The 20,990-nt window shown below is 41.1% G+C and carries 19 protein-coding genes; 3 read left to right on the forward strand and 16 right to left on the reverse strand.

Annotated elements, in window-relative coordinates; all coding sequences use genetic code 11:
- From pstA to NQ536_RS10605, 3 genes are read right to left on the reverse strand one after another with little or no spacing between them, the layout of a single operon-like run.
- Entirely contained in the window at positions 1 to 1,005 is a 1,005-nt protein-coding gene (gene pstA, locus NQ536_RS10595; protein ID WP_004850073.1) for a phosphate ABC transporter permease PstA, read from the reverse strand.
- A complete protein-coding gene (gene pstC, locus NQ536_RS10600; RefSeq protein WP_004850071.1) occupies positions 1,006 to 1,857 on the reverse strand; it encodes a phosphate ABC transporter permease subunit PstC in 852 nt (283 codons plus the stop codon).
- Between the two features lie 7 nt (positions 1,858 to 1,864).
- Positions 1,865 to 2,758 carry a substrate-binding domain-containing protein gene (locus NQ536_RS10605; RefSeq protein ID WP_004850069.1) on the reverse strand — a complete coding sequence of 298 codons (894 nt, stop codon included), beginning with the start codon at positions 2,756 to 2,758 and terminating at the stop codon, positions 1,865 to 1,867.
- A 367-nt stretch (positions 2,759 to 3,125) separates the two neighbouring features.
- Between NQ536_RS10605 and tsaA the strand changes: the two genes are divergently transcribed.
- Complete coding sequence (gene tsaA / locus NQ536_RS10610) at positions 3,126 to 3,839, forward strand: tRNA (N6-threonylcarbamoyladenosine(37)-N6)-methyltransferase TrmO (RefSeq protein WP_004850067.1); 714 nt, start codon at positions 3,126 to 3,128, stop codon at positions 3,837 to 3,839.
- Positions 3,840 to 3,853: 14 nt separating this feature from the next.
- Here tsaA and NQ536_RS10615 read toward each other — a convergent pair whose 3' ends face one another.
- The 12 genes from NQ536_RS10615 to dinD form a co-directional block, all read right to left on the reverse strand.
- Entirely contained in the window at positions 3,854 to 4,627 is a 774-nt protein-coding gene (locus NQ536_RS10615; protein ID WP_004850065.1) for an aminotransferase class IV, read from the reverse strand.
- A gap of 34 nt (positions 4,628 to 4,661) precedes the next feature.
- Complete coding sequence (pabB, locus tag NQ536_RS10620) at positions 4,662 to 6,065, reverse strand: aminodeoxychorismate synthase component I (RefSeq protein WP_004850062.1); 1,404 nt, start codon at positions 6,063 to 6,065, stop codon at positions 4,662 to 4,664.
- Positions 6,066 to 6,075: 10 nt separating this feature from the next.
- Positions 6,076 to 6,660, reverse strand: coding sequence for an anthranilate synthase component II (locus tag NQ536_RS10625; RefSeq protein WP_022058057.1), 585 nt, complete (start codon positions 6,658 to 6,660; stop codon positions 6,076 to 6,078).
- 197 nt (positions 6,661 to 6,857) lie between these two features.
- Positions 6,858 to 8,927, reverse strand: coding sequence for a polyphosphate kinase 1 (gene ppk1 / locus NQ536_RS10630; protein WP_004850059.1), 2,070 nt, complete (start codon positions 8,925 to 8,927; stop codon positions 6,858 to 6,860).
- Between the two features lie 274 nt (positions 8,928 to 9,201).
- Positions 9,202 to 10,935, reverse strand: coding sequence for a Na/Pi cotransporter family protein (locus tag NQ536_RS10635; RefSeq protein WP_004850055.1), 1,734 nt, complete (start codon positions 10,933 to 10,935; stop codon positions 9,202 to 9,204).
- A gap of 239 nt (positions 10,936 to 11,174) precedes the next feature.
- Entirely contained in the window at positions 11,175 to 11,300 is a 126-nt protein-coding gene (locus NQ536_RS14040; protein ID WP_081445850.1) for a helix-turn-helix domain-containing protein, read from the reverse strand.
- Between the two features lie 129 nt (positions 11,301 to 11,429).
- Complete coding sequence (locus NQ536_RS10640) at positions 11,430 to 11,762, reverse strand: cupin domain-containing protein (protein WP_004850052.1); 333 nt, start codon at positions 11,760 to 11,762, stop codon at positions 11,430 to 11,432.
- A gap of 65 nt (positions 11,763 to 11,827) precedes the next feature.
- Entirely contained in the window at positions 11,828 to 13,387 is a 1,560-nt protein-coding gene (gene pdxR, locus NQ536_RS10645) for a MocR-like pyridoxine biosynthesis transcription factor PdxR (protein ID WP_004850049.1), read from the reverse strand.
- A gap of 3 nt (positions 13,388 to 13,390) precedes the next feature.
- Positions 13,391 to 14,044: an HAD family hydrolase gene (locus NQ536_RS10650; protein WP_044997835.1), complete on the reverse strand. Its 654-nt coding sequence runs from the start codon at positions 14,042 to 14,044 to the stop codon at positions 13,391 to 13,393.
- Between the two features lie 238 nt (positions 14,045 to 14,282).
- Positions 14,283 to 14,717, reverse strand: a complete 435-nt coding sequence (locus NQ536_RS10655) for an Hsp20/alpha crystallin family protein (RefSeq protein ID WP_004850045.1) — start codon at positions 14,715 to 14,717, stop codon at positions 14,283 to 14,285.
- 237 nt (positions 14,718 to 14,954) lie between these two features.
- Positions 14,955 to 15,746, reverse strand: coding sequence for a metallophosphoesterase (locus tag NQ536_RS10660; protein ID WP_004850043.1), 792 nt, complete (start codon positions 15,744 to 15,746; stop codon positions 14,955 to 14,957).
- 148 nt (positions 15,747 to 15,894) lie between these two features.
- Complete coding sequence (gene dinD, locus NQ536_RS10665) at positions 15,895 to 16,674, reverse strand: DNA damage-inducible protein D (RefSeq protein ID WP_004850040.1); 780 nt, start codon at positions 16,672 to 16,674, stop codon at positions 15,895 to 15,897.
- A 200-nt stretch (positions 16,675 to 16,874) separates the two neighbouring features.
- On the opposite strand from dinD, the gene NQ536_RS10670 reads away from it, so the two are divergent.
- A complete protein-coding gene (locus tag NQ536_RS10670; RefSeq protein ID WP_004850038.1) occupies positions 16,875 to 17,795 on the forward strand; it encodes a tyrosine-type recombinase/integrase in 921 nt (306 codons plus the stop codon).
- Between the two features lie 139 nt (positions 17,796 to 17,934).
- Positions 17,935 to 19,155, forward strand: coding sequence for a PLP-dependent aminotransferase family protein (locus NQ536_RS10675; RefSeq protein ID WP_044997833.1), 1,221 nt, complete (start codon positions 17,935 to 17,937; stop codon positions 19,153 to 19,155).
- Here the strand turns inward: NQ536_RS10675 and NQ536_RS10680 are convergent.
- The gene (locus NQ536_RS10680) at positions 19,145 to 20,884 is read right to left on the reverse strand and encodes a hypothetical protein (protein WP_004850033.1); all 1,740 of its coding nucleotides are present in this window, start codon (positions 20,882 to 20,884) and stop codon (positions 19,145 to 19,147) included. The two genes, NQ536_RS10675 and NQ536_RS10680, sit on opposite strands and share 11 nt — an antisense overlap.
- Positions 20,885 to 20,990: the final 106 nt, after the last annotated feature.

Here is a 20,990-nt window from a genome sequence, read left to right on the forward strand (position 1 = left end):
CTAATTGGCTTTATCTGCAGCAACCTTGCCTGCAATCTTGTCTGATGCAAAGTTGATAAGCACCACGAGTACCAGAAGTACAACCGCTGTCGCATAACCTTGATCAGTGTGAAGTCCTTCTTTGGACAGAAGGTACATATGAACTGCCAAAGTTCTTGTTGAATCGGTAAGCTTTGTTGCCATCTTTGCAACCGATCCTGCTGTGTATATGAGTGCTGCAGTTTCTCCCACGATACGTCCTGTCGCAAGTATGATTCCTGACAGGATTCCCGGAACGGCACTAGGAAGCACTACTTTGAATACTGTTCTGAGCTTTCCGGCTCCCAGTCCAAAACTTCCTTCTCTATAAGACTTAGGCACTGCCATAAGTGCCTCCTCTGTGGTCCTCATTATGACTGGAAGAACCATTATCGCCAGGGTGAGCGCACCTGATATGAGTGACAATCTAAGTCCACACGCATTTGTGAAAAACAACATTCCAAAAAGTCCATATACTATGGACGGTATTCCTGTAAGTGTCTCCGCTGTGATCCTCACAACCCCCACCAGCTTATTGCCAGTCTTTGCATATTCGACAAGATATATTGCTGCAAATATTCCTATCGGACCTGCTATCAGGAGGGACAGCAGCGTCATGTAAACCGTATTTATAAGTGCTGGCACCAGCGAACAGTTGTCCGATGTATATTCCCAGCTGAATATGTCTGCATTAAGATTAGGGACTCCCTTTACCAGTACATACACCAGCAGAAATCCTATAGAAAGCACAGTTATGAGTGTTGCCAGATGTACAAGGATAAACATTATGAATGATCCCGGTTTCTTTCTGTACTCAGCCCATTTCTCAGACCATGTTCTCTTGTTTATAGCCTCTATGCTGTCCACATCAACTATGGATGAAGGATCATCCTCAGGTGCCGTCTTTTTCGTGCTGATTATTGTATTTTTTGTTCTGTCATCGCCACATGCGACAACTGTCTTTATTCCTTCTACTCTCTCTGCCATCTATGCCACCGTCTTTCTCTTTATGATGGAGAACAGGAGGTTGATAATGAGTATGAATACGAACAGTACAACGCCCGTTGCTATCAGAGCCTGTCTGTGCAGATCCGTCGCATATCCCATCTCCATTACTATATTTGTGGTGAGTGTTCTGACACCTCTCAGTATTCCGTCAGGCATATGAACCTGGTTTCCAGCCACCATGATAACCGCCATAGTCTCTCCAACTGCACGGCCAACACCAAGGATAATCGCTGCCATAACTCCTGACTTTGCTGCAGGGACAACAGTCTTGAACACGCTTCTCTCATGTGTTGCTCCAAGTGCCAAAGCTCCCTGATAATACTTGTCAGGTACCGCTCTTATTGAAGTCTCTGATACACTGATGATAGTTGGAAGTATCATCATTCCAAGAAGTACTGATGCCGTGAGCATCGTATTTCCATTTACTCCAAATATGCTTCTCACCATCGGTACAAGCACACACATTCCAAAGAATCCATATACCACCGAAGGTATTCCAGCCATCAGATTGATAAATGGCTTTATAACTTTATATAATCTGTCGGGACAAAACTTTGCCAGATATATCGCCGTGAGAAGTCCTATCGGAACTCCTATTATCAGCGATCCGGCTGTCACATATATGCTTCCTAATATAAAAGGAAGAATGCCGTAGTATCCATTTGTCGGTTTCCAAACCTCACCCAGGGTGAAGTCTCCGAAACCAATCTCCTTGATGGCCGGTATTCCATTCACAAACAGGAACACACATATGAGTGCTACTGCTGCGATGGATACCAGTGCCGCTATCAGGAATACTACATGCATAATTGTTTCTTTAAGTTTATGCATAAGCTGATTACTTTACGTCCTCCCACTTTGCTGCTGAACCTGTGAATATGTTCTTGACCTGATCTACTGTGTAGTCATCAGCAGGGTTGTTGTTATTTACTATAACTGCAATTCCGTCCATTGCTATTACTGTTGCCTTAAGTCCAAGTGATGTCTCTGTGTCCTTAAGCTCACGTGATGCCATACCTATGTCGCATGTTCCATCTGATGTTGATGTGATACCTGTTGTTGAATCGCTCTCCTGAAGCTCGATGTCAGCATTTGTGTTGATCGCCTTATATGCCTCGATAAGCTTTTCCATAACAGGTGTTACTGAAGATGAACCTGCAACAACAATCTTACCCTTTGGATTTGTTGAAGTAAATGCTCCGCTGTTCGCAACCTCAATGTACTTATTTGCTGAGATGATCTTCTGTCCATCCTCGCTCATGATGTAGTTGATGAAATCCTGTGCAACATCGCTGATGCCATCCTTTGTAACGATGTTGAAAGGTCTTGAAAGTGTGTATGAACCATTGTTGATGTTCTCCTCGCTCGCCTCAACTCCGCCGATCTTGAGTGCCTTTACTGTATCGTTGAGTGCTCCGAGAGATATGTAACCGATTGCATAATCATCTCCTGCTACTGTTGTGAGTACGACCTCTGTGCTGTTGCATGTGATGGCATTTGTTGTTGTGTTGTCGACCTTATTGCCATCTGCATCCTTCTCCTCAACTCCTGTGAGTTCTACGAATGCTCCTCTTGTTCCTGAGCCTTCCTCTCTTGATACTACTGATATATCCTGTGTTGCATCGAATCCGCCATCTGCGCTCTTTGATGAATTATTTCCACATCCAGCAAGACTTCCTATCATAAGTGCTGCTCCAAGTGTTACTGCCAATACTTTCTTTAATTTAACCATTTTCTTTTTCTCCTTACTTTGTCCATATTCTTTCTTGGAACATCAGCCATGCAAAATCGCTTTATGGTATGGCTGATGCTGCATAACAAGTTTTCTACGAAAACTTATTACATGTGCCGGTTATCTCTTGAACCGGTCTTTGCAAATATTGTATTATTGGGACATATCATTCTTTGCTTATTTCCCGGAAAAGAACTCGCGCGCCTTTCGTTCTTTTCTTTGCACTATGATAAATGGCACAAGTAAAATACATAACCAGCGCAATGTAAATTGAATGTAAAGTCGGCGTTAATCAATGCATGCTGAATGTACAGCAAATAATCTGCCATAACTTATAAATTACAACCAGAAAGTGGGATAAATATACATGACAAATACCAGTTTAGAAGTAATAGGATATGTGAGATGTGACTATAAAGAAAAGTTCGGCATTCCAAGGCAAAGCGGTCTGACAGACTGCGCCACCGCTTTTATAGAGATGCTTCCACCGTACAATCAGGCAGAGGCTTTCAGAGGGCTTGACGGATTCTCCCACATATGGCTGCTGTGGGACTTCTCCAGGGCTCACAAGAACGGTTTTACCGCAACAGTAAAACCCCCAAAGCTGGGCGGTAACCAGCGGATGGGGGTTTTTGCCACCAGATCACCTTTCAGACCGAACAACATCGGACTGTCGTCGGTAAAGCTTCTGGACATTATATATAATGAAGAAACTGGCTGTGTACACGGGCTTGTGGTGTCAGGAGCCGATATACTGGATGGTACACCGGTGTACGACATCAAGCCTTATCTGCCATACACAGACAGCCACCCGGAGGCGACCGGGGGATGGACAGACTCCCTTGATATTCCGGAGCTGTCAGTACGTTTCTCTGACGATATCGCCGTCAAACTTGAAACTATATTTTCAAGTACACAGATCGAGGCCCTGAAAGAGATACTTGCGCAGGATCCAAGGCCGGGCTATCAGGATGAACCGAATAGACGGTACGGGATGCTGTACGGCGGGTATGATATAAGGTTTACCATATCTGGTGACACTCTTACCATATGCGAAGTGGCTGAGCCCGGACCACAATGATACAAAAAGGCATTTTACCGGCATGAAGCTGAAAAATCATGATATTTTCTCATCATCCTGGCAGTGACACTCCTCTCCTCAAAGCTGATATTTCCAAGTAGTTTCACCGGCATGACCCCCATCAAGGAATTGGTCACAAAGCATTCCTGATATGATGACAGTTCATCAGGAAATATCACCGTCTGCGTGACCGCCTCTGATTCACAGATATACCCCCTTACTGTTCCAGGCAGAAGACCTGAGTCTATCGCGGGTGTGTATATCCTGCCATCTCTCACAAAAAATATATTGCTCACCGTACCCTCGCATATCTGTCCCTTTGTATTCAAGAAGATCCGTTCATCCATTCCAGCTTTGCCAGACCGCCTTTTTTCAAGAATGCAGTCTCCGTAATTCATGGTTTTATGATATACGAACGGCGACGTCTCATTTCTTCTAACATTACTTATGTCCATTGCAAACCCCCGTTCGTATATATCCGGGGTGTAAGGATTATCTCTCATTGAAAAAACCACATTTTCCTGAGTCAGCATGATCTTTAACGCACATCGCCTCATATGACCTGATCGATCTCTGTAATCATGTTCACTCATCCACTTTCTCAGATATTCCAGCACAGCTATCCTGTCTATGCCCCGTTCTGCTGGCATGCCAAGATCCAGGAATCTTGCAGCATCTTCCAGGCGTCTCAGATGCCTGTCAAGAAATATCAGCCTGCCGTCAACCACACTTATAGTTTCAAATGCTCCAAGACCAAATTGAAAGCAATCATCCATTTTTACATTCATTTTACATTTCTCCCATTTTCATCATTTTCAAATGCTACTGCAATGCACTGAGTATTGCTTTTGCTTTATCCCGTGTCTCTTCATACTCTGCACCAGGATCTGAATCGGCAGTAATACCGCCTCCAACGCCAAGATAATACCTGCCATTTCTGTACAATACAGTTCTTATCACTATATTAAAATCACATTTTCCATCCAATGTAATATAACCAATAGAGCCGGTGTAAATATTTCTCTTCCCGCATTCAAGTTCATCTGTAATCTCCATAGCCCTGCGTTTCGGCGCCCCCGTAACAGAACCACCCGGAAATGCCGCAGTAAGAAGAGACATCACATCTTCGCCATCCTGCAGCATACCTTCAACATTTGCCACCTGATGAAAAACAGTCGCATATTCTTCTATCGAAAACAGTTCAGTCACTTTTACGCTTCCCGGTCTGCACACACGATTCAGGTCATTTCTCTCAAGATCTACAATCATCAGAAGTTCACTCTTTTCCTTCTGTGATTTCTCAAGCTCCCTCCTGAGCACCTCATCCTCCCTGTCAGTCTCTACTCGTCTCCTCGTTCCCTTTATCGGCCGGGTGTACACACGACGATCCTTTATCTGCATGAACCGTTCAGGAGATGCGCTCACTATCTGATAATCTCCCAGATCAAGATATCCACCAAATGGCGATGGATTGCTAACTCGCAGATCGCGGAACACGTCCAGAGGCTTTTTTTCGCTGTCGACAACTATATGCCTTGTCATATTTGCAACATATACATCCCCCTCTGTTATATAATCCTTCAGCCTTCTTATAGAGTCCTCATACTCTTCTCTGCTGCATTCTTCGTACACATTCAAGTTATACTTCTTCCTCTTTTGTACATCTTCACTTGTCCTGTCAATTATATTCCCACTTTCGCGATCATCCCTGCTGCAATACTTCTCTATATCATTCTCCATTACATCAATATTTGACTGTGCATCACCTGTCATCCCATTTGCCACAAGATATGTCTCTTTTTTTAAGCAATCTTCAACAACAAAACAGTCATAGAATGTCATGACTGCCTCTGGAACAGACACAAGATCTTCATTGATGGAATCAAGCCCCATCCTATCCATTCCATAATCGTAGGATACATACCCTATCGCTCCTGATACGATCGGCAAATCCTCCGAACTCTTATCCATATGCTGTACAAGATACTGTCTCATATATTCTTCAAATGTTATATCCTTTTCAGAATCTCCATTAACCTCAAATGCATCCCCATTCTTAACAAGCCTGAGATACGGGCATCTCCCGATGATCGAATAGTGTCCCAGATTATTCACAAGGGATGAGTCAAGAAATGCTATTCCTGTCTCATCCTCATATATTTCAAAAACATCAGCTGCACACACATATCTGTCAAGTTTTTTTAGCACTCGCCTCATATTTCTCATATATGACTCCTTATCTGCAATTAAACTTCTCCGCCGCTATACAAAAATTATACAATATATCATGACCATACTCCGTAAGTACCGCTTCCGGGTGAAACTGCACCCCGTACAACGGCAGCCTTCTGTGTGATATTCCCATAACTGCACCATCCTCGGATACAGCATCCACCTGGTAATCATCCGGCAGACTACTGCCATTTATTACCAATGAGTGGTACCTTGTGACATTAAAGCTTTCCGGCAGCCGCGCGAACAGACCTGTTCCACAGGTATGTATCTCTGTCACCTTTCCATGCATTGGCATCTTTCCTTTTTCAACAATGGCGCCCGCACAATACCCAAGTATCTGATGTCCAAGGCAGACTCCAAGTATCGGAATCTTTCCCTTATACATGTTCACAACATCCACACACATTTTTGCCTCCCATGGCCGCCCAGGTCCCGGTGAAAGTATTATGCCCTCCGGCTCCAGATCTTCCACATCATGCAGAGATATCCGATCGCACCTTTTTACGGTCACACATCTTCCCATTTCCTCGAAATACGCCTTCAGGTTATACACAAATGAATCAAAATTGTCTATCATCAGATACATGCACTTCTCCTTATCCGCAATCACTATAAAACACAAAAAGGATAACAGCCGGCATGCCAAAGCATGCACAGTCGTTATCCTTTTCGGTCCGTAATCTGCACGTTATTTTTATCTTTGATTTTTACAGATTCTAACATATCTGACCGCATAAAGCAAATGCCTTTGCTACTTTTTCGCAGTCTCACTATGCAATGCGCCTACTGACGTGCCCTCTCATAGGCATCTGCATACTGCTGTTCCTGTGAGTTTATCTCTTCCACATCACGGTTCTGTTTCAAGTAGGTGCCATCAGGCTGCTGTATGCGTGCCTGCATGTTGTCCTTCATCATAAGCCCAAACATGTCTCTGATACGCTGCTTGATCTTATCATCGTATATAGGTGTAGCGACCTCCACACGGCGGAGAGTGTTACGTGTCATAAAATCTGCTGAAGCTATATATATCTTGTCTCTGTCAGGGGTTCCGAACATATATATTCTTGAGTGCTCAAGGAAGCGTCCGACAATACTTCTTATATGTATGTTCTCCGTCTCGCCGGGGATCCCTGCCAGCAGACAGCATATTCCTCTGACTATAAGTTCAACCTTCACTCCCGCCTTTGATGCCTCAACCAGCTTGTCGATGATCTTTTTGTCAGTGAGAGAATTGATCTTAACTCCGATATAAGCAGACTGACCGTCCTTTGCTATGGCAATCTCATCATCTATCATCTTGAGAACCGGAGCCTGCAGGCATTCAGGAGCCACAAGCAAGTGATCAGCATGGCTGACTGTATTGCCAATGAGGATTGACTGAAACACTTTCATAGCATCCTTACCAATAGCCTCATTTGCAGTCATAAGTGACAGATCTGTGTAGAGTCTCGATGTCTTCTCATTGTAGTTACCCGTTCCTATCTGTGTTATGTACTGGATCCTGCCTCCGTCTTTTCTGGTTATGAGACAGAGCTTTGAATGAACCTTGAGTCCGTCAACGCCATACACAACATGGCAGCCCGCGTCCTCAAGGGTACGGCTCCACTCTATATTATTTTCCTCATCAAATCTTGCCTTGAGTTCCACAAGTACCTCAACCTGCTTACCATTCTCTGCAGCCTCCACAAGTGCTTCCACAACCTTGGAGTTCTTCGCAAGACGATATAAAGTCATCCTGATTGCATTTACCTTTGGATCTCTTGCTGCCTCCTGAAGGAGATTCAGGAACGGTCTGATGCTCTCATACGGATATGAGAGAAGCACATCCTTCTCAAGTATCTGAGGTATAAGCGGCTTCATCACATCAAGATCCGGTGACTGCTGTGACACTCTCTTCTCAAAGAACAGCTCCTGTCTGTCCCTAAGCTTATCCTGTATCTGGAATACAAACGACAGATCCAGCGGAGATTTTGAATAAAATACATGTTTCTCGTCAAGCTCGCAGTAATCACACACCTCCCCAACCATCTTCTGAGATATATCTCTTGTAAATTCTATTCTGACCGGAGCAAGTTTCTTTCTGAGCTTAACCACCTGTTCCATCTGATCTCTGTAGTTGAGGTCTTCATCATACACCTTGCTCACATCGATGTCTGCGTTTCTGGTAATCCTCATGAGGGTCTTCTCCTGAACCTTATAGCCCTTGAAAAGCCCTGGAGCATAGTGAAGGATAAGTTCCTCCAAAAGTATATAGGTTCCCGGCACGCCCGGAAGTGCCACAAGCCTTGGAAGCATGCCACTCTCACAAGGTATGATGCCGAGTTTCTTCTTGCCCTTTCTTTCAAGTATGGCAAGGGCATATATCTCTCTGTTCTTGAGGAATGGGAACGGCTGTTTTCTTCCAACGATCATCACTGAGAGCAGCGGAAGTATCTCCTGCGCAAAATAACTGTCAAGATACTTTGCGTCAGCCTTTGACAGATCTGCATAACGCACCAGTCTAAAGCCCTCCGTCTCAACATCTTTCATGAGGTTCTCATATATGTTGTCTTTGATCGCATTGAGCTTTGTGACATTCTCAAGGATCGCATCAATCTGTTCCTGTGGGCTGAGCTTTGTCTTGTTCTCCCTCTGATCTCCGGTCAGAAGCTTTTGATCCTCCAGAGAACCAACTCTCACCATGAAGAATTCATCAAGATTTGACTGATATATTGCCAGAAATGACAATTTCTCGCAAAGCGGTGAATTCTCATTCTGTGCCTCCTCCAGCACACGCTCATTAAACTTGAGCCATGAAATCTCTCTGTTGACGTATACGCCCTTTATTGTACTTATATTTGTATCCTGTGCCATTTCTTCATATTCTCCTTTTCTGTTCTTTATTTTTCTTATCAGTCTGATCAGCCAGTTTACCAATTGCCTGTCCTCTTTCTATCTGTTTTATTCTATACATACACAACAAGACGGATAGCCATATGACTATCCCTCTCATCATAGGAGCAGACTCATTATATGCACCCATGCAAGTTGCTGTTCCTTATTGTGGTAATCATTTTCCAGTATCCAGCCCTTTTGCAGCTCCTGTCTATATGCCTGTCAATATACGTTCATTCACATTTGTATTTTGTCATGCCTGAGCACCTGCCTTCACCATGACTTCACTGTCGCTATCCATATTCTCTATATCAAGTTTGTCAAATGTGAAATCGTCGATTGCCTCTTCCGCAATGGATATGCAGTTGTCCGCCATACGGTCCATGCTGTAAAGGAGTGACGAATAATCCGCTGTCAGGCTTCTCACACAGGTGTTTTTCTTGACTCTTGCGAGATGAGCCTTGCCTGCCTGTCTCTGGAGCTTTCTTATCTTCTTCTTGTCTGCAGCAACCTTGTCAGGAGTTTCGCTGTCTCCCGTAATTATCGCATTCATTGACTCACTGAAAAGTTTCTCCGTCATATCCATACAGGCTGTCAGGTCGGTTATCGCAGCATCCGACAGCAGTTGTCCATTGTCCAGGATCTTTTTATACAGACCATCCACCTCATCGCACCTGTCTGCTATACGCTCTATATTGTTGCTGACTACCACGAGTCCTGCCGCCTGCTCTGCCTGTTTCTCAGTAAGGTTACCGCTTGATATCAGCTTTGTGATGAAATCAACTATTATATCCTGAAGCTCCTTGACCTTATCATGCTCATCCACATATTTGTCTCGGATATCTGTAATATTTCTCTTCTCTATAGCATTTTTCATAGCCTCTATCATCTTGCCCGCATGAGCCGACAGTCTTGATATCTCCTTTGCAGCCATGTAGATAGCTGCCGCAGGCTGTGACATAGCTTTATCATCAAGATACTTGGCTACAAAGCCCTCTGAATTTTTCTTGTCCTCACCCCTGATGATAAACTTCACTATCTTCACCATAACAGGTATCAGAGGCAGCCAGATAAGTGTACATGCGACATTGAACGTGGTATGCGCATTTGCTATCTGCCTTGATATGATGTCAAGTTCATCCCCCTTTGGTGATATCCACTGCACAAATGCAGCCAGCGGTCTTATAAGGAACATGAAAAGTATGGTTCCTGTGATATTGAATGTACTGTGCGCGATAGCTGTTCTCTTGGCATTCTTGGACTGTCCTATGGATGCCAGAAGCGCTGTGATAGTTGTTCCAATGTTATCTCCGAAAAGGATAGGTATCGCCCCTGCCAGACCTATGACACTATGTATTCCGTCAGGTCCAGGCTGTGACGCAAAGTTCTGAAGTACCGCAATGGTCGCCGAACTACTCTGTACAACCAAGGTCATAACTGCGCCAAGTACAACTCCGAGAACCGGTATCTCTGACACCTTGCCCATCAGATCCACAAATATCGCACTGCTGGCAAGTGGTTTCATAACACCACCCATGACCTCGATACCTTCAAAGAGAAGTCCAAATGAGAATATGACCATACCAACATTTCTGATCTTTTCCTTCTTGAACACAAAGTTCATAATAAAGCCTATGAATATGATCGGATATATGTAATTGCTGATCTTGAACGCCATAAGCTGTGCCGTCATGGTCGTTCCTATATTTGCTCCAAATATTACCGATATAGCCTGTGGCAGACTCATGAGTCCTGCACTTACAAATCCGATGACCATGACCGTAGTCGCCGAACTGCTCTGGAGAACTGCGGTTACAAGTGCTCCCGCCAAAGCTCCCATCAAAGGATTCTTGGTAAGAAATCCCAATATTCTCTTCATCCTTTCTCCTGCTGCCTTTTGAAGTGCATCGCTCATGCTGTTCATTCCATATAGGAACATGGCAAGTCCTCCCAGCAACCCAAATACTATCTTAACTCTTTCGTCCACTGTGTTTCTTTCCTCCTTATATAAATCTCATCTTAAACAAGCATATCCACATAATGAAAGGGCCGCTATCCACATGCAGTAAACGAAATGTAAAATCCATGTAAAAAGCAAGAAAAGCCAGCAGACACATTTCTTGTGTATCTACTGGCTTAAATTTCATCACCATAAATTTGCTATTATACTAGCATTTTGTATCGTATTTTTCAATATGCAGGCACGTAAAATTTATGTAAACTACATTAAAACAGTCTATCCAGTGATAGTATTATAAAGTTAATACCTTTCTCCCATTTTGCTACAGCCTGACGCGAAACACCACATTTATCTGCAACTTTTCTAGATGTGACATGAATTAACGCATATATATCAAGTTAATCACTTGATAACAAATAAAAAAGAGGTCTCCACATTCTGATGCGCACCCGGAATTCCAGATATATTCCAGTTACATTGATTGGGAGAACCTCTTTTTTATTTTCTTATATTATTCTCTTCTAATTGTGCTCTGGCACTACAGCATAGAACACCAGATCCTCATCGCCGTTGTTCTTCAGACTATGGCTGTGTCCCGGTGGGCAATAATGGCAGTCGCCCGGATTGAGTATCTCCATGGTATCGTCATACTCCATGGTCCCAACTCCTGAGATGATAAATATAATTTCGCTGTTGGTGTCATGTGTGTGAAGTCCTATAGAACTTCCGGCTGGAAGTGTTGCCCTCATGATCTTGTTGTAATTGCCTACGTGCATGCGTGGCTTGAATACGCCTTCGCCGCCCTTAAAGTTCTGAATATTCTGCTCCTCAAGTGAATCAAATGATATCTTCATCCGTTGTCCTCCTTACGAAAAATTCCTGCAAACGCATGAAATGCGCTCCGCGCGGCGTCTGCATGCTATGTCGTCAAGCACACCACACTCTCAAGAAGTCTGTCACAGGCTTCCTCTATTATGTCTTCTTCTATGCCCGAATAATTGATAACCAGTGTGTGGCTGTCCTCCTGCTCTTTTCCGTGGCAGTACTGGCTGAGGCTGGATATGTTGATTCCTGCCGCGGCAGCCCTGTCCACCATCTCTCTGTCCGTGTATGACGTGTCGATCTCCATAAGGAAATGAAGACCTGCATTCTCTTCCTTTATCGTTACCTGTGGATACAGCCTGTGACTCCTGATACAACCGAGTATCCTGTCCCTGCTGTTCCTGTAAAACTTTCTCATCCTGTTGATGTGCTTTTCCAGATACCCCTCCTGGATAAACCTTGTGAGTGTATACTGATCAAAATTCGACACCGTACACGCATAAAAGCTTAGTACATGATTATACCTTACCATGAGCGGTATTGGCAATACCATGTAGCTTATTCGTATGGTTGATGACAAACTTTTTGAAAATGTATTCATGTAAATGACTTTATCAGATGCGTCTATACTCTGAAGCGCCGGGATTGGATTTCCAACCAGACGGAATTCACTGTCATATTCATCCTCTATGATATATCTGCCCTCCTGCTTTGCCGCCCAGCCCAGCAGTTCATATCTCCTGCTCGCCGGAGTGACAGTTCCCGTAGGGAAATGGTGTGACGGTGATATATGCACCACATCAGCCCCGGACCGCTCTAGCGAATCTATGTTGACACCGCTCTCATCCATGTCTATATAACAGCATTTCACTTGATATGCATCGTATATGTGCTGTATCTTCTGATATCCCGGATTCTCCACACCGTATACGCTGTCCCTGCCGAGAAGCTGTATGATAAGACCATACAGATATTCCGTTCCCGCGCCGACTATGATCTGGTTCGGGCTTACAGACATCCCCCTGAACTGATAGAGATAATCCGCAATGGCCTTTCTGAGTTCAAATATACCACCAGACGGTGATCTCTTCATAAGCTTTTCCCGATCATCCATCATCGTCTCCCTCATGAGCTTCGTCCATGTCGAAAATGGAAAGTTCTCACTGAGGGTGGAATTGTTTACAAAGTCGGCAAAGAACCTGTTCTGGCCAGGGGATTCTGCGTGATCCCTGATCACATGAGAATGCTCTGTCACATGGTCTTCCGATCGTATTCCGCGCAAGTATGCAACGTCCGATTCATCTGAGGTCATGTTCTGCCTTGCATTATCTTTCATTACGGAACCTTCTGTACCACCCTTATATTCACTGGCATAGTAGGCATTGCGCACTCCCACAACATCCGCATCCTCGGCCTTCACGTCACACACATAGAACCCGCTCTTCGGCTTGGAATAAATATACCCCTCCGCAAGAAGCTGGCTGTAGGCATTCTCCACAGTGACCACGCTCACATTCAGATGAGCTGCAAGTGCCCTCTTTGACGGCAGTTTCTCATGGGCTTTAAGATTTCCCATCAATATGTCATTTTTTATCTCTTTGTACAAATGTTCATAGAGGAAATCCATCCCCCTGTCATCAAATGAATAAGTCAGCATCCGCTACTCTCCCAGTATTATGTCAACTATCTTCTGTGGTTCATGAATGACAAATGGTGCTCCAAGGCTCATGATGAACTCCTCGTCTCTGAATCCCCAGCCAACCATGATGACATTCGTTCCAGAATTTCTTGCTGTGGCAAGATCCACGTCAGAGTCACCTATATATACGACATCCTTCTTCTCAAGACCAAGCGTTCTGAGGCACTCCTCCACCATGTCAGGTGCCGGTTTCTTTGCTATGCCAGACTTCTCACCAAGTGCGAAATCAAACATTCCCGGGAAATAGTCAACACACAGATCCTGGACTGCGAAATCCGCCTTGTTGGACACAACCGCAGTCTTCACACCTGCTGCCCTGAGCTTTGCGATGGCATCATGTATTCCGTCATATGGTCTGGTCTTGATGGCACTGTGCTCCTTATAATAAGAAGCAAATGTATCAAACACCTTATCTATCGTTGCCACATCAGTTCCCGCCGGCACAGCTCTCTCAATGAGCTTTCGTATGCCATTCCCAACAAATCTTCTAACCTCATCTATAGTTCTCTCAGGGAATCCATGATGAGCAAGAGCATAGTTTGTACTGTCTGTCAGGTCCTCCAGAGTATTGAGTATTGTTCCATCCATATCAAATATCGCTGCCTTGTATCTCATGTCATACATCTCCTTGTCTTATTTGTAATTATGCTTATTCCCATTATAATCTGTGAGTTAAGGTTGTCAATCAACAATCCCCGCGGGGACGGAGGGGTCAGGTACCTCCGGTACTCCATGGGGACGGAGGGGTCAGGTACCTCCGTCCCCATGGGGTTTCCACAAAAAATCCGGCACAGGAGGGAGGTTCCTGCGCCGGACTTTTATATACAAATGAAAGTAATCTGTCTATCGTATATTATTCAATTGTTATATACTTTGACTTTGGCTCTTCCGGTTTCTTCTCAATCTTTGGAACTGTGAGCTTAAGCACTCCGTCTTCAAACTTGGCTTTGATATCTTCCTGAGTCAGATCCTTGCCAACATAGAAGGTTCTGCTGCCTGAGCCACTGTAACGCTCCTTGCGGATATACTTTGTCCTCTTATCCTCCTCTGTAGTCTCACTCTTTGTAGAAGCGTTCACGATCAGGTATCCATCCTTGAGCTCTATCTTCACATTCTCTTTCTTAACTCCTGGGAGATTCATCTCAACTGTGTATGCATCCTCACTCTCGGCTACATCAGCCTGCATAAATCCATTCATCTGAGTCTGCTTTGGTGCTGCATAAGTCCTCTCAGGATATCCAAAGAAATCATCTAAAAAGCTATCTCCAATAATACTAGGCATTAACATAAGTCATCTCTCCTTCCAATATCTATCCCCTCTGCCTTTATCGCATCAGGTATATACATGTTAATAATTTCGTTTCCTTTTCAAAGGATCGCTTCAAGGCTTATCGTTAATTTCTATTTAGAAGCTCTTTCCTTTGACTGATTATGTTATACCACTTTTGTTAGCACTCGTCAATACCGAGTGCTAATAAATTTTGTGAAAAATTTGTGAAGTCCACTAATTCAGGACTTCACAACCTCACACATAAAACGTCTTTTCATCCTCGAGCCTGAAACATGCAAGTCTTGCGTTCTTTATTCCTATGTTTCTCATCCAGCATCCACAGTCTATGTCATAGAACAAAAAGTCCCGCTCTTTGTCATACCTTCGAAATACCCGTCCATCATTATATGCAAATTCTTCCTCTTTGGTCGTAGGAGTATGCCCCGCCACAACCATGCCGTGCATGATACCGCCATCAGTAAATCCATCTCCCCTGGCATTCATATAGAACTCTTCCCTTGAGCTGTACCTGGCCTTAAGTTCCGGCGTATCAAGTCTCCTGATGTATCCGGCATGGACTATTATGCATGTTCTGCCAGACACTTTCGTTTCATACAGATACGGCATGTTCTTTATCCGGTCCGCCCATGCACATAACTGCGAGAAAGTATATCCGGCTTCTATCAGCTCATATACCGTCTCACAGCGGTCAAACTTTACGCTGGCATCTTTTTTCGCAAGCTTTTTCATCGACTGGTACAAAGTTTTCGTGTTCTGCAGGCTATCCCTGTCAAGATCCATTTTGTAGCTGATGATCCTCATCGCCTCTATATTCTGTGCAAAGTCCTCATCATGATTTCCCCGTAGCAGAATGACATTTGGCGGAACATTCATTATCCACTTCAGTACCTCGGCGTTCTTTGGTCCCTTATCTACATAATCTCCCGCACATATCAGAGTGTCACTGTCCTCTAAATTTATCTTCTCAAGCATCCGGATCAGCTCGTCATAGCATCCGTGGATGTCCGATATTACATAACTGCCCATATCTATCCTCCCATATCATACTTCATATCGAACATATACTAGTCTTATTTCTGTAAATGTCAACACCATCTGAAAGTAAATTCTGGGTAAATGTCTGGTCAGGACATATAATGCTTGTGCTTTCCAATATCGCCAAATAGTCCAGCGCTCATTCATCAAGCATTAGCTTTCCTTTCTTCGCCTTCAACTTTAATCGTTCCATTTGTTCTTTCTCGATCTGTTGAATACTTTTTTCTGGCGTTGGAAGATCTTCAGGCATCGTGCCACCAATCTTTTCTATGGCAGTGCGCACTTCTTTTCCAACATTATAATGAACTGATGTTGCCTTATCAGCGCCTTGTATTTTGTCTTTCCTCAACTTTTCTTCTGTCTGAGATATACGAAACAAGTTTGCGATCAACTCCGTACTTCCCATATAGTCAAGTATTTTTTGCCCAACTTCTAACTGTTTTCTTGAATGGATATCGTCTACATCAAGTCCTCCATACAGACCCATATAACCTGCATTTTGGAAAAAAGCAAATTCTTCATTTGTTATTACTCCAGCATTATGAGCAGTCTCTGCCAACATCTGATTCCACTGCTTGATATCGCCCCGAACCACCAGTCTCCTATTATCCTCATCCAACTCATTAAAATGATCAGCGACTTCCTGTCTGTATGTCTGTATTGCAAAATATGTCTGACCTAAAGCTATGACTTCCTTACGTGGATCTCCATTCTGTACTACCAAATAACATGCATATCGGGATAATTCGTAATCTCTTGTTGGTTTCGACGTAACTCCTGCTTCAACGATTTTGCTGACCTCAGCAAAATCGTCAGAAACCCTATGTCCACTATTCTCACATGCAATCATCGCTCTTTTTATTACCTTTTCAAAATTTCTCCACTGTACATAATCAAGTGCCGGGCCAAGTTCTCTCACACTCCAATATTCACTTCCATCTTCACGAACATGTTTGATATCTTCACAATTACCATAATAATTTTATCATAGTTACACCTTAAGCACTACTTGATTCCCGTATTTTTTATTATTTACGCCATATTTAGCAGTCTCAATTACTTTCCTACATTTTTCCTGTACCATATAATTCTGACAAATACATACAAAGGAGATCAACTATGGACAACATGCAAATATTGATAAAAAACTATTTGGAATACTGTGGTAAACAGAAATGCCTTGATGAAAAAACTCTGAAAGCGTATAAGATCGATCTAAAGCAATTCTCAGACTATCTTTGCTCATCTGACATCACCAACGTTTCCACCAGTATATTGGAGGATTACATCGGTGAACTTCATAATAAATACAAGCCCAAGACCGTAAAACGTAAAATTGCATCTGCAAAAGCATTTTTTCACTATCTTGAATACAAGGAAATCCTGGATAGAAATCCGTTCAATAAACTGCAGATCAAATTTCGAGAGCCCGTAATATTACCCAAGACCATTCCACTTCACACCGTTGAAACAATTTTGTCCACCATTTATGAACAGCTTAATTGTGCCAAAACTATCTATCAAAGAAGGAATTCTCTGAGAGACGCAGCCGTTATTGAACTTTTATTTGCAACCGGCATGCGAATTTCTGAACTCTGTGCGCTGAAAGTCAACGATATCAACCTGTACGATGGAAGCATCCTTATATATGGCAAGGGTGATAAAGAGCGCCGACTTCAGATAGGAAATCCGTCTGTCATAAGTATACTGAACAAATATGAAGTTGATTTTCATTCCGAGATAATGAATTGCAATCACTTCTTTGCAAATCAATCCGGTCGGTCACTGACCGATCAGACTGTCCGCAGAATGATAAATAAATATACCGCTCTTGCCGCAATCGATCTACACATAACTCCACATATGTTCAGACATACTTTTGCAACCAGTCTGCTGGAAGCTGATGTGGACATCCGCTATATTCAGGAAATGCTGGGGCACAGCTCCATCAACATCACTGAGATTTATACTCACGTTGCGTTGGCTAAACAGCGAAGTATTTTGGCAACTAAACATCCGAGAAATAATTTTAATATTTAGTTATGTAAGCAAAGCATATTATCTTTCGAGGGATATGCTTTGTTTTCATTTTGCGCCTTTAATCAACCTCGGCAGCGGTGGTATTTATACGGATAATCAAGTATTATCAGTCATTTAGGGGAAAATGGGAGGAATGCAAATGAGCGAGATACTTGAAGAATATAAAGAACTATGTAGAGAATTGAATGAATTTGAAAAGAATAAAATTCCACTTTGTGCAGCTGAAACATACATTTCTGATTTTTCTAAACAGGCACTAATTTCTAATTATGAAGGGAAATATTCATTTGTAGATTCAAATGGCACTAATTCTTTTATCGGAGGAACATATGTATTTAGATTAAATGAATTATTAAAGAAAGAATGTCAGCTATTATTTAATGCTAAGTATACTAATGCAGATACAGTGACAGGAATTAATTGTTTTACCATATGTGCAATGTCGCTATTAAAGAATACTGACTCCGTTCTTATAACCACTCCAGATCAAGGTGGTCATGCCTCTATACCTATTATTCTAGAAAAACTTGGCGTTAATTATGAAGCAATTCCTTATGATTATGATAATTATCAAATTAATTACAAAGAATTAAATAATTTATGTAAATCTGGATTATACAAATTCTTAATATTCTGTCAGTCAGATATTATTAATCCACCTGATATGTCTAAAATATCATTACCTGATTCAATGGGAATTATTTATGATGGAACACAAACTCTTGGTCTTATTGCCGCTGGGGTGTTGGAAAATCCCTTAGAATATATCAATAATATAGTATTAATTGGTGGCACACACAAAACATTACCTGCACCTGCATGTGGACTTATTATGACCAATTGTAGTAATTACCAACAACAACTGCAAAAAAATATTACTCCCAATTATTTAAGAAATACTCAACCAAATCATATAGCGGCTTTATTACTTGCACTTATTGAACAAGAAAATTTTGGAAAATCCTATCAAAATTTAACTGTAAAAATAGCAAATCAACTTGCTGAAGAACTTTCTAATTTAGGTTTTAATATTGCAAAATTGAAAAGTAACAAATATACATATACGCATCAATTATTTATTTTGATGAATAGTTTAGATACTAATGAATTTTATCAAACAGCTGAAAACTATAATATTACATTAAATAAAAAACATAAACGTTTATTTGCTAATGATGGCATAAGAATAGGTACTCAGGAAATTGCTCGCTATAATTGGAAATTTGGTGATGTTAAAATGCTGGCACAACTATTATATGCTATAAAAAACCATAATGAGAAAGATATTATATATTACAGAAATAAATTAATTTTATTGAAAACCCCAGCTTTCACATTTGAGGATATATCTATAAAATAGGCATAATTCTTGTATCTATTTGTTCTTGTATTTCTGCGGCATTTGGATCCCCTAATTCAATATTTCTTATCCTATGCCGCACTATACAAGAATATGCATTATCTTGGCATAAATTATTAATTTCATTATCAGGCATTAATTCATAATCCAAATTAAGTCCCTTTACTTTGATTAAATAATACATAATCAAATTAGTTTGAAGACGAATATTATTATCGATAGTTACATCCATGCAATGTTTGTATTCAATCACAGATTTGTCATATTGTTTATACAATCTATATATTTCAGCTTTAATAAAATACGCATTTGCCCTTAGTCGATTATTTTCTCCCTCATATACTTTAATAACTTCATCAATGCATTGAATTAACATCTCTTCTTTTGACGGCTTTTTATCATAGAAAATAAATATCGGTTTATAGCGTTTTAATTTATAATTGTCAAAATCAGTACAATTCAAAGAACTATTTGATGCATTGAAAAATTTCTTTTTAAATTCTTTAAGTGAATCATCGGAAGAATATGGAACGCTTAAATCATTTATAAAATATTTAGCTGCCAAGATACCAAGTGAATCAACTAAAGCTGCAAAAGAATTGTCTTTAATACTGTCTAATATTTCAAGTGCTTCATTACAATGCCATAGGTGCTTATTATAATGTGCCTTATGTAATTCAATTTCATATTTTTGATTATATTTTTTATATGATGGTATTTCAATAATAGATAATGTTGCTAGTGCTGTTTCATATTGGTTTAACATATGCTCGCAGTTTGAAAGTATAAGGTTATATTTATAGGTTAAATGCATATTATTACTAAAATTATTCTTATATTCCACCTCGAACTTTCTCAAATTATCTCTAGCTATTTGATACTTTCCTACAATAATATCTATTTCTATCTTATGAAGACATTTTTCATATTCAGTTGGTGTTTTATTTGATATATCTTTAATCCATGATACACCTTTTTGTTCACTAAGCAATGCTGTGATTCGTCCAATATTTCCATCTGTTAATTGGAAAAGTGTATTGATTTCAAATTGTGTAAGTGTACTAATATTAGGATATATTTTGCTTATTTTATTTTGCAATTCATTAATATTATTTTGTGGAAATTCAGACATAGTATGTGTTGTCAGTGCTAAATTAATTTTATTTTTTAAAATATAAATCATTTGAAAATGGAACTGTTTTTGTTTGTCTAAAATAGCACTAATTTTTTCAACATTATCAAAGATTAATACATTCTTACTTGTAATAATATTATCTATAAAATATTTGTCAAATTCTTTAGCTGTTAAACTATCCATATCCAAATAATCTGCCTTTATATATTGACATTTGTACTGTATATTTTTAAATTCTGAATCCTTAGGATTATTAATAAAATCACACAGTCTTTTAGCCATCCAACTTTTTCCGCATTGTTCTTCGTTTCCTGCTATTTCAACACAATGTTCATTAATGTTTAAAATGCGGATGATATCCTCTAAATCGTTTTTTCTATCAGTAAATATTGATTCAGTCAATCTATTTTTTCTAGCATTCTTTGATTTGTGTTGTTCAATAATAAGTGGAATTACCGAATATATAGATGGAATTACAACTATAACTGCTGAAAGCACTCCAACCCATATATTATTATATGCTCTAAATCCCACTATGGTAGCGATTATAGCAAGAACCCCCAATGATATATATAAACATTTTGTTTTATTCATGGTATTCTTCCTCCCATTTTCCCCTAAATGACTGATAATACTTGATTATCCATCATTTTTTAACTTTACCTCAATACCCACGACTACTTAATAATATAATAACAAA

This window comes from Coprococcus eutactus (assembly GCF_025149915.1).
Classification (GTDB): Bacteria; Bacillota; Clostridia; order Lachnospirales; family Lachnospiraceae; genus Coprococcus; species Coprococcus eutactus.

Coding starts and splice junctions, on each gene's coding strand:
- NQ536_RS10675 (WP_044997833.1), top strand. CDS start 17,935: ATGAGCGAGATACTTGAAGAATATAAAGAACTATGTAGAGAATTGAAT.
- ppk1 (WP_004850059.1), bottom strand. CDS start 8,927: ATGGCACAGGATACAAATATAAGTACAATAAAGGGCGTATACGTCAAC.
- tsaA (WP_004850067.1), top strand. CDS start 3,126: ATGACAAATACCAGTTTAGAAGTAATAGGATATGTGAGATGTGACTAT.
- NQ536_RS10650 (WP_044997835.1), bottom strand. CDS start 14,044: ATGAGATACAAGGCAGCGATATTTGATATGGATGGAACAATACTCAAT.
- pstC (WP_004850071.1), bottom strand. CDS start 1,857: ATGCATAAACTTAAAGAAACAATTATGCATGTAGTATTCCTGATAGCG.
- NQ536_RS10640 (WP_004850052.1), bottom strand. CDS start 11,762: ATGAAGATATCATTTGATTCACTTGAGGAGCAGAATATTCAGAACTTT.
- NQ536_RS10680 (WP_004850033.1), bottom strand. CDS start 20,884: ATGAATAAAACAAAATGTTTATATATATCATTGGGGGTTCTTGCTATA.
- pstA (WP_004850073.1), bottom strand. CDS start 1,005: ATGGCAGAGAGAGTAGAAGGAATAAAGACAGTTGTCGCATGTGGCGAT.
- NQ536_RS10615 (WP_004850065.1), bottom strand. CDS start 4,627: ATGAATGTAAAAATGGATGATTGCTTTCAATTTGGTCTTGGAGCATTT.
- NQ536_RS10660 (WP_004850043.1), bottom strand. CDS start 15,746: ATGGGCAGTTATGTAATATCGGACATCCACGGATGCTATGACGAGCTG.
- pabB (WP_004850062.1), bottom strand. CDS start 6,065: ATGAGAAATATGAGGCGAGTGCTAAAAAAACTTGACAGATATGTGTGT.
- NQ536_RS10655 (WP_004850045.1), bottom strand. CDS start 14,717: ATGTTAATGCCTAGTATTATTGGAGATAGCTTTTTAGATGATTTCTTT.
- NQ536_RS10605 (WP_004850069.1), bottom strand. CDS start 2,758: ATGGTTAAATTAAAGAAAGTATTGGCAGTAACACTTGGAGCAGCACTT.
- pdxR (WP_004850049.1), bottom strand. CDS start 13,387: ATGCTGACTTATTCATTTGATGACAGGGGGATGGATTTCCTCTATGAA.
- NQ536_RS10625 (WP_022058057.1), bottom strand. CDS start 6,660: ATGTATCTGATGATAGACAATTTTGATTCATTTGTGTATAACCTGAAG.
- NQ536_RS10670 (WP_004850038.1), top strand. CDS start 16,875: ATGGACAACATGCAAATATTGATAAAAAACTATTTGGAATACTGTGGT.